The sequence below is a fragment of the Bifidobacterium favimelis genome (assembly GCF_037963085.1).
Lineage (GTDB): Bacteria > Actinomycetota > Actinomycetes > Actinomycetales > Bifidobacteriaceae > Bombiscardovia > Bombiscardovia favimelis.
Window position 1 is genome coordinate 1,127,997 of record NZ_JBANDZ010000001.1, and the last position, 13,008, is coordinate 1,141,004.

Annotated in this window: 10 protein-coding genes; 5 read left to right on the forward strand and 5 right to left on the reverse strand. The window is 62.6% G+C overall.

Features of this window, described 5'->3' with window-relative positions; genetic code table 11:
• Positions 1-39: 39 nt before the first annotated feature.
• Complete coding sequence (locus V6584_RS04635; RefSeq protein ID WP_340469294.1) at positions 40-618, reverse strand: haloacid dehalogenase-like hydrolase; 579 nt, start codon at positions 616-618, stop codon at positions 40-42.
• Between the two features lie 338 nt (positions 619-956).
• On the opposite strand from V6584_RS04635, the gene V6584_RS04640 reads away from it, so the two are divergent.
• Complete coding sequence (locus tag V6584_RS04640; protein WP_340486226.1) at positions 957-1,370, forward strand: MarR family winged helix-turn-helix transcriptional regulator; 414 nt, start codon at positions 957-959, stop codon at positions 1,368-1,370.
• Between the two features lie 183 nt (positions 1,371-1,553).
• Here the strand turns inward: V6584_RS04640 and V6584_RS04645 are convergent, their stop codons facing one another.
• The gene (locus V6584_RS04645) at positions 1,554-1,844 is read right to left on the reverse strand and encodes a glutaredoxin domain-containing protein (protein WP_340469296.1); all 291 of its coding nucleotides are present in this window, start codon (positions 1,842-1,844) and stop codon (positions 1,554-1,556) included.
• On the reverse strand, positions 1,841-3,274 hold the full coding sequence (locus V6584_RS04650; protein WP_340469297.1) for a replication-associated recombination protein A: 1,434 nt from the start codon (positions 3,272-3,274) through the stop codon (positions 1,841-1,843). Before V6584_RS04650 ends, V6584_RS04645 begins: the two co-directional genes overlap by 4 nt.
• A 346-nt stretch (positions 3,275-3,620) precedes the next feature.
• On the opposite strand from V6584_RS04650, the gene V6584_RS04655 reads away from it, so the two are divergent.
• From V6584_RS04655 to V6584_RS04670, 4 genes are all read left to right on the forward strand, one after another.
• Positions 3,621-5,132 carry an amino acid ABC transporter substrate-binding protein/permease gene (locus V6584_RS04655; protein WP_340469298.1) on the forward strand — a complete coding sequence of 504 codons (1,512 nt, stop codon included), beginning with the start codon at positions 3,621-3,623 and terminating at the stop codon, positions 5,130-5,132.
• Positions 5,129-5,968: an amino acid ABC transporter ATP-binding protein gene (locus V6584_RS04660; protein ID WP_340469299.1), complete on the forward strand. Its 840-nt coding sequence runs from the start codon at positions 5,129-5,131 to the stop codon at positions 5,966-5,968. Before V6584_RS04655 ends, V6584_RS04660 begins: the two co-directional genes overlap by 4 nt.
• Positions 5,969-6,251: 283 nt before the next feature.
• The gene (locus tag V6584_RS04665; protein WP_340469300.1) at positions 6,252-8,309 is read left to right on the forward strand and encodes a bacteriocin-associated integral membrane family protein; all 2,058 of its coding nucleotides are present in this window, start codon (positions 6,252-6,254) and stop codon (positions 8,307-8,309) included.
• A 13-nt stretch (positions 8,310-8,322) separates the two neighbouring features.
• On the forward strand, positions 8,323-9,009 hold the full coding sequence (locus tag V6584_RS04670; RefSeq protein WP_340469301.1) for an ATP-binding cassette domain-containing protein: 687 nt from the start codon (positions 8,323-8,325) through the stop codon (positions 9,007-9,009).
• Positions 9,010-9,032: 23 nt separating this feature from the next.
• On the opposite strand, the gene V6584_RS04675 is transcribed toward V6584_RS04670, so the two are convergent.
• Together V6584_RS04675 and V6584_RS04680 are read right to left on the reverse strand one after the other, a co-directional pair.
• On the reverse strand, positions 9,033-11,657 hold the full coding sequence (locus tag V6584_RS04675) for a DEAD/DEAH box helicase (RefSeq protein ID WP_340469302.1): 2,625 nt from the start codon (positions 11,655-11,657) through the stop codon (positions 9,033-9,035).
• Positions 11,658-11,727: 70 nt separating this feature from the next.
• The gene (locus V6584_RS04680) at positions 11,728-13,008 is read right to left on the reverse strand and encodes an amino acid ABC transporter permease (protein WP_340469304.1); all 1,281 of its coding nucleotides are present in this window, start codon (positions 13,006-13,008) and stop codon (positions 11,728-11,730) included.

Sequence of the window (13,008 nt, forward strand, 5' to 3'; positions counted from 1 at the left end):
TTGTTCACGACCGGGGTGGCCATCCCACCGGTGGTCCTCCTACTTGATTTTGGTCACCCTGCCCCTGCTGACCAGGTAGGCGTGTTCGGCCATGTCTATCATGGGACGGTCTGATTCACTGTCCGTGAAAAAGGCGTCCACACGGGCCTCCTTGCCGCACACCTGGCTGAAGTGGCCGGGTTTGGCCGGCCCGAAGTTGAGATACTCCACCCCAAGGTGGTCGGGGGTCAGCCTGGAACCCACACAGGTCCCGATTCCCAGTCTGCGGCAGGCCTCACCGACGACGACGTCGAAACTCCCTGTCAGGACCACGTCATCCTCCCTGGGTGAATACCAGTCCATGATCCTGTCCATATGGCCGTCCCAGAACCTGCTGACGGCATCCTCCAAATCAAAGCCCGGCTTGGAGTGGAGGAGAAGCAGGTATCGGTGCCCTATCGTCCTCATGGCATGGTCCATCTGATTCAGGGTCACCCTGCCCATTCGATAGAGAAGGGCGTAGCGCAGGGCGACGGGAAGAAAACTCAGGACCCTTGGGTCCATCCGGATCGTGAAGAGATAGAAGTCGAGCAGACTGGCCCCCTTGTACACGGTGCCGTCAAAATCGAGAACTCTCATACTACGCTTTCATCACATAAATGTCGGCTAAAAACATGGACAATTATATCTTCAAGCGTAAACCGTTACAGGTGCAGACGGTCAAGCCCTTCTCGTTTACCGCCAAAAGGCGGGGAAACCGCGGAAAAGTCCGTGAGACACACCAGAGAAAACAAACCTGATAGACCAGCATTATCCGCCCCTATGCTCTAAAATAATAAAGACAACCTCTGCAGAACAGGGGAAAACAGGGGTCAGTTGATGGAAAAATCGCCGACGAGTTAGAGGTCAATGTTGATAATTCAAACATTTACATTAGTAATAGGGGGAAAATGCTGAAGAAAAAACAATATCATCAATTGAGTGCCAGCATATCCGGTATCTACAGGCACTCGAAGATCGACTTCAATAGGCAGACCATGGAGGAATCTGTCCGTGGCACACAAAACGACCTGATCATGTACCTCAGTGATCATCCCGGCCTGAGCCAACGGCAGATAGCCAAGGACCTTTGCATAGACCCCAGCCTCCTGGCCAGGGACCTCAAGATCCTGACCGACTCGGGCTATGTCACCAGGCAGCAGAACGAGGCCGACCGGAGGGTCAACGTCATCAATCTGAGCGAAACCGGGGTCAAGTTGGCCAAGACGAGAATCGCCGCCATCAACAAGTGGTGGTCCGACCTGTTCGCCCAAAACCCAGGCATAGACCCCGACGCCTTCCACAAGGAACTTCGTGCGGTCTACAACAAGCTCCTGGCCGGTGACCGGTGACCGGAAATCGGGTAGGTGGTGCCTGCACCCCCTGAAGGTCTGAAACCGGCAGGACACCATCGGCAGCCCCCCCCCCGTGCGGGCTTGTCATAAAGGAGGTCCCTCCCCACCTCAGGGAGGGACCTCCTTGCACATAAGCAGGAGCGAGACCGCCCGGACCTCGGCAAAAGTCAGGAGGGCCTTTCAGACCTCCAGGCCCAGGGCCGAAGCCAGCTGGGTGTCGCTGGGCTCCACAAGGACACTTCCGTCACCCAGACGGATGACCGGGATGTGTTTGAGGCCACTGATCCTTTCAGCCTCCTCGGCCGCCCCCTCCTCGCTCTCCACGTCATGGTAGCGGTAAGACACGCCCAGACGGTCCAGGCAGGCCTTGGACCTGCGGCAGTCACCGCACCAGGCGGCCCCATAGAAGTCGACATCCCCCCGGGACCCGGCCCGGCCCTGTGCAAGGTTCTCCCCGGTGGCAACCATCATTCATCCTTTCCCTTGGCATCGGTCTTCCCTTCATTCCGCCCGTCCCTCCCCTCAGGGGCCGTCCGGGCTGATGATTGTTTCAGAATAGACCTGATGGCCGCCAGGCGGGGGGCGACCTCCCTCTCATAGCCGCGGTCGTTGGGGTGGTAATACTCGCGCCCGACCAGTTCGTCGGGCATGTACTGCTGGGGGGCAACGGCCCCCGGGGCATCATGGGCATACTGATAGCCCTCATGGTTCCCCCACTGCTTCATCAGACGGGTGGGCGCGTTCCGCAGGTGAAGGGGCACCTGGCCTATATGGCCCTCGTCCACGTCCTTCAGAGCCTGGTCAATCGCAAGATAACTGGCATTGGACTTGGGCGCCGTGGCCACGGCGATGACCGCCTCGGACAGGATCAGCCTGGCCTCGGGCATTCCCACCATGGCCACGGCCTGGGCCGCAGCCACGGTGATCTGAAGAATCTGCGGGGCCGCCATCCCCACCTCCTCGGCCGAGGCGATCATGATCCTACGGGCGATGAAACGGGGGTCCTCCCCCGCCCTGATCATCCTGGCCAGGTAGTGGAGGGAGGCATCCACATCCGACCCCCTCATGGACTTGATGAAGGCCGAGGCCACATCGTAGTGGTTGTCGCCCTTCTTGTCGTAGCGGACTGCGGCCATGTCCATCACCGATGACACCGTGTCGGCCCCCACCAGGGGTCGACGGGAGCCCTTGACACGGGGGCCCTTCGGGGTGACGGCTCCCGCCGCCGCCTCCAGGACTGTCAGGGCCTTGCGGGCATCCCCCCCGGCCAGCCTGACGATCTGGTCCAAGGCACCTTCGTCCACCCGGACCCGGCCGTCCAGCCCGCGAGGGTCCTTGACGGCCCTCTCGACCAGGCCGCGGATATCGTCGTCACCCAGGGATTCGAGCTTGACCACCACCGAGCGCGAGAGGAGGGGGGATATGACGGAAAAGCTGGGATTCTCGGTCGTGGCAGCCATGAAGGTGACGTCACGGTTCTCCACGCTGGGCAGGAGCGCGTCCTGTTGTGATTTGGAGAAACGGTGGACCTCGTCGATGAAGAGGACCGTCTCCCGGCCCTCGCTGACCAGACGCTCACGGGCCCGAGCCAGGACGGCCCGGACCTCCTTGACACCGGAGTCCACGGCCGAGACCTCCTCGAAGGCCCTGCCTGATTGATGCGCCACAATATATGCCAGGGTGGTCTTGCCCACCCCGGGGGGGCCGAAGAGGATGACGGAGCTGGGGGCTGTCAGCCGGTTGCCCGGCCCTGCCTCGGACAGCCTGCGCAGGGGACTGCCCGGACCGATCGCCTTGTCCTGACCCACCACTTCATCCAGGGTCCGGGGACGCATGCGGACCGCCAGGGGAAGGGTGTGCTCCTCGGGAGCGTCCGCCGCCTGGAACAAGTCGTCTGCCATGGCCACCTCTCTCTTCCGGGAATGGGGACGCACGGCCTGGGGCCTGCCCCCTCGCTTCCAGCATAGGACAAACCCGGGGCCCGGCCCCGGCAGGTCCTCCTGGCCGGGCGGTCACGGACCGCCGACCGGACATAGGCGGCCGGACCTATCGCTATAAGCGAAGTGGAAGGCGGACGGAATAGGCTGCTGCCCTGTCTTGTTCGATTTCCGTAAGGTCCACGCAATCTTTGCGCAACCTGTGTGCCGTAGCCTGTCGGCATTGTAAGGAACGAGATTCAGGCAAGTTGGATTTGTGTACTGATACGAATGCACTCTGAATGAGCAGTGAGTAAGGAGCGATGCATTGATGCCTGTCACAGCAGTCGGAAGCAGCCGGCCCAAGCGGGTCAGGGGGTGGATTGCGGTCCTGATCGCCTCCCTGACGGCCTTGACCGCACTCATCGGACTGGCGGCCGGACCCGCCGCCCCCGCCCAGGCTTCGAGCGTGTCGGATGCCGTCAGAGGCAAGACCTTCCGCATAGCCACCGACACGACCTTCGCCCCCTTCGAATTCAGGGACACGACCGGTGACCTGGTCGGCATCGACATGGACCTGATCCGGGAGATAGCCAAGACCGAGGGGTTCGAAGTCACGATCCAGTCACTCGGTTTCAATGCGGCCCTCCAGGCCCTCACCTCCAAGCAGGCCGATGCCGTCATGGCCGGCATGACGATCACCGAGCAACGCAAGCAGGCCTATGACTTCTCGGACCCCTACTTCGACTCCGGCGTGCAGATGGCCATAGCCGAGAGCAACGACCAGATCAAGGGGTATGAGGATCTCAAAGGAGCCACGGTAGCGGTCAAGACCGGCAGCGAAGGCGAAGCCTTCGCCAGGCGCAAGGCCGACCAATACGGTTTCCGGGTCAAATCGGTGGATCAGTCATCGACCATGTACGAGATGGTCAAGTCCGGCAACGCCCAGGCCGTGATCGACGACTACCCTGTCCTTGCTTACGGGATCAAACAGGGCAACGGGTTGAAAACGGTGACCGACAAGGTCCCGGGCGGTTCATACGGCCTGGCCGTGAACAAGGGGGCCAACAGGGAGTTCCTGGCCGCCTTCAACGAGGGCCTGGCCAAGCTCAAGACCAACGGCGAATACGGAAAGATCCTCGACAGATATGTCGGCAAAAAGGCCGGGCAGACGGCCGTCAAGACCGAGCGCCCCGGATTCTTCGGCCTGGTCAGGCAGTCCTTCCCCGCCCTCATGCTGGGTCTGAAGAACACCCTGCTGATCACCGCGATCGCCTTTGCCATCGCCCTGGTCATCGGTCTGGTCCTGGGCCTGTGGAGGATCAGCCCGAACAGGATCCTCAGCTGGATAGCCAGGATCTACGTGGCCGTCTTCAGGGGGACCCCGGTGTTGGTCTGGGCCTTCTTCTTCTACCTTGGGGTCCCCCAGCTCATCGGCCACAAGGTCAGCATCTGGGTGGCGGGCGCCCTGACCCTTGCCCTGAACTCCGGGGCCTACCTGGTCGAGATCGTGAGAGGGGCCATCCAGTCCGTGGACGTGGGCCAGATGGAAGGGGCCCGGTCCCTGGGCCTGACCCGCCGGATGTCCCTGCGCCGGGTCATCCTCCCCCAGGCCGTCAAAATCGCCACCCCCTCGATCATCAACCAACTGATCATCATGCTCAAGGACTCCTCCCTCCTCCTGGCCATCGGCTTCGGAGAGCTGCTCTACCAGGCCCAGCAGATATACGCGGCCAACTTCCGCGTGACCGAGACCCTCTTCATGGTCGGAGTGATCTACTTCGTGGCCATCAGCCTGCTCACCTGGCTGGCCAACAAACTTGACAAAAGGATGAATCGATGAAACTCACGACAAACAACCAGGACGACCTGGAAATCGCCGACATGAACACCGACCGTCTGACCCAGCGGATAAGGACCCGCCAGGCCAAGGAGGCCAAGGGCGAAGCCGGTGCTGCCGTGCAGATAATCGACCTGCACAAGAAGTACGGCGACACCGAGGTCCTCAAGGGGATAGACATCGAGGTGGCCTCGGGCGAGGTCATCTCGATCATCGGCCCCTCCGGTGCCGGCAAGTCCACCCTCCTGCGCTGCATCAACGGACTGGAGACGCCGACCAGCGGCAGGGTGGTCGTCTTCGGCATGGACCTTTCGGATCCGAAGACCAACATCGACAGGGTCAGGGAACACGTGGGAATGGTCTTCCAGCACTTCAACCTCTTCCCCAACATGAGCGTGGCCGAGAACATCATGCTGGCCCCCACCATGCTCCGCAAGACCCCCAAAGAGGATGCCTACCAGCAGGCCCTTGACCTCCTGGACATCGTCGGCCTCAAGGAGAAGGCCGACACGGGCCCACAGTCCCTGTCCGGCGGGCAGCAGCAACGTGTCGCCATCGCCCGGGCCCTGGCCATGAACCCTGAGATCATGCTCTTCGACGAGGCAACATCCGCACTGGACCCTGAGATGGTGGGCGATGTGCTGGAGGTGATTCGATCCCTTGCCCAGGGCGGCATGACCATGATCCTGGTGACCCACGAGATGGCCTTCGCCAGGGAGGTCTCCTCCAGGGTCATCTTCACGGACGCAGGCGTCATCGAGGAGGAGGGCACGCCCGAGCAGATCTTCGGCGACCCCCACAGTCCCAGGCTCAAGACCTTCCTGTCAAAGGTCCTGTGATCCCAACGGACGGTCCCGGGCCATCCCGGTTCCCCGCCGGCATATCAAAGGCGGGCAGACAGGTCCTGCCATGGGCGGGACCTTTGCCTGGACCGTCCCCTGCTTCCCCACATGATTTGACGCAATCGGGTTGAGGCACGAAACTGGAAGGCGATGCTGGGAACTTCACCGCTTTCCTGTGTGACCCCAATGGATGCCAGGTCCTCATCCGCAAGGAAGACGGGAGGAATCGTATCGCCCCAGCTGCAGCTGAATCGAGGACGATGTGAACCGGATAGCGAAAATGACCGTCTGGATAACCATATGCATCGCTTCCGTGCTGAGTTTTTTCATGTTCACGGTGCTTGACGACGAGCTGCCGGCCGGGACAAGCACCGCTTTCGAAATCTCACGGGTCGACACCGGCGATAAGGAGCAGGCCCTGTCACTCCTGCAGAAGACGGCTGAGAAATACAAGATCAACATCTACAAGATCAGTGCGGCCGACGGCGACTCCCTGCGGTCCCGGAGGCTTTTCGTCTTCATAGGCGACAGGGAGGGGTTCGACCGTCAGGGGGCATTTGATTACCCGGTCTTCTCCCCTTCGACAATGAAAACGGAGGTGAGGGCGGCCGCCGACATAAGCACCGAAGATCTGCGGGGAAGTTATGCCGCAAACGCCTCCTCTTCCCAGCTGCGGGCGATCATGTCGGATTTGGCCTCGCACAGGATTACCATGCGAATAGACGTCGGCACCTGGATCGGGGCCCTTCTTTATTCCCTGGGTGTGGGAAGCCTGGGCGCCCCCCTGGCCATCGGAGCCTTGGCCTTGATCGTGGCGTTTTCCTATTCCATCTCATCCAACCGGAAGATCCATGCCATAAAGAGCCTGCACGGATACAATGCCGGCCAGATTCTGGCCGCCGAACTGGCCGATTTCCTCCGCGTCTTCGCCCTAGGCCTACTCGGGGTGGCCATCGTAGGTCTCCCCTTCCTCTGGTTCTACAACCATTTCAACCAACTGACCCGCTTCCTGCTCACCACAGGGGGAATCCTCCTGGGCCTGTTGGTCTTTTCCCTCGTCCTCATCGTGGCCCTGGGAGGGGCTTCCACCTTGAGGGGCCGGATAGCCCTGACCATCGACGGTGAAGGGACCAGGGTCGGGGACGGCATCATGGCCGGGGTCGTCCAGGTGATCGTCCTGGCCCTGATATTCGGCACCGCCTCAGGCTCTTTGAACAGGTTGCACGCAGTCAGCCAGACCAGAAAGGAGCTGAGCCAGTGGTCGCTCATCCCCGATGCCTACCTTGCCAGGTTCTCCTTGGAGAGCGGAACAGAGGAACAGATTGACAAGGCCGGCGAGTTCATGTCCGTCATCCGCCGCATGGATGATGAGGGCAAGGTATTGGAAGCCTACAGCAACGACCCGCCGAGCAGCCAGGAAGGGTGGGACGAAATCGCCAAGGATCCCCTGATGCCATACGAGAATAACGGGTACAAGTCGATGATCGTCAACCCGACCTATCTGCGACTGATCGGCATCCGGGATTCCCACGGCAAGACCATGAGGGAGACCGACAGCCAGGGCCAACGGTTCAGCCTTTTGATTCCGGACTCCTACCGTGGGGATGTCGATGAGCTCCTGGCCTCATATGTCAGATCCTTCGATGAGATGTGCCAGGAGGAACTGAAAAAGGGCCGGACGACCCGGTGCCATCCCGAGGGGACGGTGGTCAGAACCCGGTCCGGACAGCGCCTCCCAGCCTTCAGAGGGACTGACTTCGAACCGGCCGAGGACCAGCAGATCTTCCACCTGGACGACCCGATAGTGGCGGTTGTGTCCACCTCGTCAGGCCTCCAGGACGGTCTGGACTTCGTCGCCGCCAATTCCCAAGGTCACCTCCTCTTCTTCGACGCAGACGAACTGGACCGCCGTCTGACACAGGCCGGAATACGAGACCAGTTCCAGGCCATCGACCGGGCCGAAGACTCGATCATGTCCACCCTGGCCATAACCCAGAGGGAGCAGACGGGAGACCTGATCGGACTGGCTCTCGGGGCCTTCGCCGTCGTCCTGGCCACCCTGGTGTGCGCTGCGGTCTACTGCGAGAAACGACGGAGGGTCTCCTTTGTGGAGCTGATCCATGGATACGGCTTCTTCAGACGGCACCGGGCCTTCCTGGCCGGCGAATTCGCCGCCTGCGTCGCGGCCCTCCTGGCAGTGGCCGTCCTGGGCCACATGTTCACATGGAGCGACCTGGGCATCGCCGTCGGCCTCCTTGCCATGGCCGCCGCCCTGACCCTGTCGTCGATCGGAATCTACGAGCACCGCTTCCAGGCGGCGGACATCAAACGTCCTTAGGGAGATGACAACCATGAGCGCATTGAAAGAGGAATCCTTCACGCTGAAAGTGGAGGGGCTGGAGAAAAGGTTCGGGGATAAGCCGCTCTGGAACGGTCTGACCTTTCAGGCCCCGTCGGGCGCGATGACCGCAGTCACGGGTGCCTCCGGGTCGGGGAAGACCACCCTCCTCAACTGCATCGGCCTGCTCGAGAATTTCAACGCCGGCAAGATCACCTACGGCCCCTGGACCTTCCAGGCCCGCAAGAAGGGACAACCCCAGAAGGTCCAGAGGGAGTGCCTGAGGGATGTCCTCGGCTTCCTCTTCCAGAACTACGGCCTGGTGGAGACCTGGAGCGTGGAGCGCAACCTTCTGGTCCCGCTGAAAATCAAGAAGGGGCACGGGGGGAAGAAGGCATGGGATGGCCTGATGGCCGGTGTCCTGGACAGGGTGGGCCTGGCCGGTTATCAGGGAAAGAAGATCTTCACCCTCTCGGGCGGCGAACAGCAGCGGGTGGCCCTGGCCCGCCTCATGCTGAAGGAGCCCTCGGTCATCCTGGCGGACGAGCCCACGTCAGCCCTGGATGAAGGTAACGCCGACCTGGTCATGGATATCCTCCAGGAGCAGGCCGACCAGGGGGCCCTGGTCCTGGTCTCCACCCATGGCGAGGAAATCGCGCAGAGGTGCTCTGGCAGGGTCCACATCGAGAAAATCCGCTGAACAGGCCTCCCGGAGGTCTCCGGTCAGACCTTCAGCAGGTCCTCGATCGGACCGACCTGGTACTCCTTGAAAACCACCTCGCCCCGGTCCTGGGTGGCATCCAGGTCGACCAGGCCGGCGATGCCCCAGTCATGGTCGCCTTCCGTGTCGTCGAAGATCTGACGGACCTTCCATGTATGGTCCCCCTGCTCCCCGGACTCATCCAAGTGGAAGAAATCTGCCGATCGGGCCTCTTCGTCAGTCCCGATTCCTTCATGCTCCTCGTAGAGGTCGTCCAGGGCATCCTGCCAGTCGCGCAGGCCATACCCCCAGTCCCCGTCCAACTGGGCCAGCTTCTCAGGCTGGTCGAAGGCGACAAGCTGGACCCGTCGGAACATGGCGTTGCGGACCAGGAGCCTCAGGGCCCTCCGGTCCGACACCACCTGGTCCGCGGCCTTGGGCGGGGCCGCATCCAAGGCCTGGCCTCCCCCGGCTTCGGCCTGTCCTGCCGCCTCCCACTCATCGACCAGGCTGGAGTCGACCGAACGGACGATCAGACCCAACCAGGCCACGATGTCTCCCAGCCTCTCGTCCAGGTTCTCCTGGGGGACCGTTCGGCTCAGTGCGCGGTAGGCATCCGACAGGTAACGCAGGAGGGTCCCCTCGGAACGGGAGATGCCATAGCGGGCTATGTAACCGTTGAAGTCCGAAGCCGTTTCGACCATGTCGCGCAGGACTGACTTGGGGTGGATCTCGTAGTCGTTGGCCCAGGGCACATCCTTGCAGTAATGGTCGAAGGCCTCGGTCAGGAGTTCCTCCAAAGGCTTGGGGTAGGTGACCTCCTGGAGGCGTTCCACCCGGTCGTCGTACTCCAGGCCCTCCTCCTTCATGGCGGCCATGGCCGCATCCCGGGCCTGCCTCTGCTGGGCTTTCAGAATCTGCCTCGGGTCCTCCAGGGTGGCCTCGACCATGGATATGAGGTCCATGTCATAGGAGGGGTCATCTGGATCCAGAAGTTCCAGCGCAGCCAGGAGGAAGGGAGAGAGGGGCTGGTCCAGCGCGAAGTTGTCGGGCAGGTCCACCGTGGTGAAGTAGTCCTCACCGCCGTCCTTCCTGGGCTCCGTTTCAATCACCCCGGAATCGATCAGGGTGTCGAAGATCTCGTCCGCCCTGTCCTGCAGGTCCTCCTTCTGCGTGGGGGTCTGGCGGGAGTCCTCTATCAGGTCGTCCACCCGCCGCCTGGCATCGCCGCCCTGGGCCACCTCGTTAAGGACCATGGAGTGTGTGATCTTCAAGTGTGGGACCAGGGTTTCGGGAGAGGCCTGGACCAGCCTGTCGAAAGTCCCCTGACCCCAGGTCACGAAGCCTTCCTGGGGCTTCTTCCGTTTGATCTTTTTGAGTTTCTTGGGATCGTTGCCGGCCTTGGCCACGGCCTTGGCGTTTTCGATCTCGTACTCCGGGGCCTCGGCCACCACCAGGCCCTCGGTGTCGAAGCCCATGCGGCCGGCCCGACCTGCTATCTGGTGGAACTCGCGGGCGCGCAGGCGGCGCATCCTGTTCCCGTCGAACTTGGTCAGCCCTGTCAGGAGGACCGTATGGATGGGGACGTTGATGCCCACTCCCAGTGTGTCCGTCCCGCAGACGACAGGGAGGAGGCCCTGCTGGGCCAGCTGCTCCACAAGACGGCGGTAGCGGGGCAACATGCCGGCATGGTGGACCCCGACCCCGGTGCGCAGGAGGCGTTGGAGGATCCTGCCGAAGGCCGTGCTGAAACGGGTTCCGGCCATGGCCTCCTTGATCCGGTCCCTCTGCTCCCTGCTCGACACCCCGCTGCCGGACAGGGCCTGGGCGGTGTCCAGAGCGGCATCCTGCGAGAAGTGGACGATGTAGATCGGGGACTGTCCTGCCCCCATCAGTTCCTCCACCGTGTTGGGCAGGGGGGTGTCCACATACTTGTAGGACAGCGGGACAGGTCGCGGGGCATCGGCCACCACGTCGACGGGGATGCCGGTGTCCTCCTCCAGGTCGTCGGCTATGGCGGTCACATCTCCAAGGGTGGCCGACATGAGGAGGAACTGGGTGCGGGACAGGGTGAGCAGGGGGACCTGCCAGGCCCAACCACGGTCGGGGTCACCGTAGTAGTGGAATTCATCCATGGCCACGCAGCCGATATCCGCCTGGTCGCCCTCACGCAGGGCCTGGTTGGCCAGAATCTCCGCAGTGCAGCAGATGACCGGGGCCTCGGTGTTGATGTGGGTGTCCCCGGTGATCATCCCGACCATGTCACGACCCAGAACCTCGACCAGGTCGAAGAACTTTTCGGAGACCAGGGCCTTGATGGGGGCCGTGTAGTAAGACCGCCTCCCAGTGCACAGGGCTATGAAGTGCATGGCCAGGGCCACCAGGGACTTGCCGGAGCCAGTGGGCGTGTTGAGGATCACGTGATCGCCGGACAGGAGGGAGAGGACGGCCTCCTCCTGATGGGGCCAGGGTGTGATCCCCCTGCCTTCCACCCAGCCGAAGAAGCGCTTGTAGATGGCATCCTCATCCAGGTTTCTGGCTTCCCCCCTCCCCGGCACCAACCTGCCCAGGGAGCCGAAGCCCTCCGGATTGGCCTGATCGTCCCCATCGGCCGGGGTTTGGGATTTAGGTGGGAGAGAAACTGACATGCCTCCAGTCTACCGATGGGGCGCCACAAGGCTGGGGGATTCCCTCCCCCGCCGAACCGGTGCTCCGGGACTAATCCCGGCCGTCATCTCCGTCCCGGCCCCCCGCCTGTCCGTCGGCGGATCGATTCCGAGGCGTCTCCGCCCCGTCGGCAGACCCGTCCTGGACGGCTCCGCCGGTCCTTCCGGGCCGGTCCCTACGGGTCGAACCGCGGCCGGCGGCACCTCCTTCGGACCTCTTCCCCTTCTTCTTGCCCCCTTCGAGAACAGGGCGCAGGAAGTCGGGAATCTCGGTCGACTTGTGATCCACCAGGGTCTCCGGTTGGGTCATGTCGTACCCCTGGATGTATCGGGTCTGCTTCCAGTGCCGTATGGAGGCGTTGCTGCCCCGGTGGTGGGCGTGGTACTGGCGGGGTGCCCCGCCGTACCGGTCCTTGTCCACTTCCTTGGCCACCGCTATCTGGTTGACGTTGGAGGGATCCATGATGGCCAGGGGGGGCACCGGCTCCAGGACCTCCGCCGGCGCCGCCGTCCGCTCCTGCAGGTGCTTGGGCAGCCAGCGGGCGAAACGGGAGAGGATGTTGCAGACGATGAAGTAGATGACGGCCGCGACCAGCAGGGTCTGCAGGATGTTGAAGTACATGGAGCCCAGCCTGCGCGACTCCTGGAGGAGGTCCGTGTACATGATGATCGAGCCCAGGGCCGTGTCCTTGAGGACCACGACCAGCTGGGTCACGGCGGCAGGCAGCATGGCGTAGATGGCCTGGGGCACCTCGATCTGCATCAGGGACTGGGTCTGCGTCAGGCCCAGAGCCAGGGAGGCCTCCCTCTGGCCGCTGGGCAGGTTGCCCACACCCGAACGGACCAACTCGGCTACGACGGATCCGTTGTAGAGGATCAGGCCCAGGACCACGGCCCAGTAAGAGGCCTCACTGAAACCCGCAAAGGAGAACCACCGCCAGAAGAAGATCATCATCAGCAGGACCGGAACCGCCCTGCAGAACTCGACGACCACCCCGGCCACCCCCCGGATCAGGGCCACCGGCAGCAGCCTGCCGATGCCGAAGACGATTCCGAAGACCACGGCTCCGATGACCGCCAGGACGGCCGCCTTGACGGTCAGCCAGAGGCCGGGCAGGTAGAAGTCGGACCAGGCTTCATAGTCCAAGGCCGGCTTCCAGAGCTCCCAGCTCAGCTGGTTCTCGCCGTCCGGTGGGTTGTGAAGGCGGGCCAGGACCAGGAAGAGGATGACGGCGAAGACCGCCACGGCCAGCCAGTTGATGATACGTATCTTACGGCGACCCTTGGGGCCCGGCTCATCGAAGAGGAGCGAACTCTCGCTTTCTCGTGCCAT

What these genes read in the sequence shown, in the direction of transcription:
- V6584_RS04635 (WP_340469294.1), bottom strand. Translation starts at nt 618, where the DNA reads ATGAGAGTTCTCGATTTTGACGGCACCGTGTACAAGGGGGCCAGTCTG.
- V6584_RS04645 (WP_340469296.1), bottom strand. Translation starts at nt 1,844, where the DNA reads ATGATGGTTGCCACCGGGGAGAACCTTGCACAGGGCCGGGCCGGGTCC.
- V6584_RS04650 (WP_340469297.1), bottom strand. Translation starts at nt 3,274, where the DNA reads ATGGCAGACGACTTGTTCCAGGCGGCGGACGCTCCCGAGGAGCACACC.
- V6584_RS04655 (WP_340469298.1), top strand. Translation starts at nt 3,621, where the DNA reads ATGCCTGTCACAGCAGTCGGAAGCAGCCGGCCCAAGCGGGTCAGGGGG.
- V6584_RS04660 (WP_340469299.1), top strand. Translation starts at nt 5,129, where the DNA reads ATGAAACTCACGACAAACAACCAGGACGACCTGGAAATCGCCGACATG.
- V6584_RS04665 (WP_340469300.1), top strand. Translation starts at nt 6,252, where the DNA reads ATGACCGTCTGGATAACCATATGCATCGCTTCCGTGCTGAGTTTTTTC.
- V6584_RS04670 (WP_340469301.1), top strand. Translation starts at nt 8,323, where the DNA reads ATGAGCGCATTGAAAGAGGAATCCTTCACGCTGAAAGTGGAGGGGCTG.
- V6584_RS04675 (WP_340469302.1), bottom strand. Translation starts at nt 11,657, where the DNA reads ATGTCAGTTTCTCTCCCACCTAAATCCCAAACCCCGGCCGATGGGGAC.
- V6584_RS04680 (WP_340469304.1), bottom strand. Translation starts at nt 13,008, where the DNA reads ATGGCACGAGAAAGCGAGAGTTCGCTCCTCTTCGATGAGCCGGGCCCC.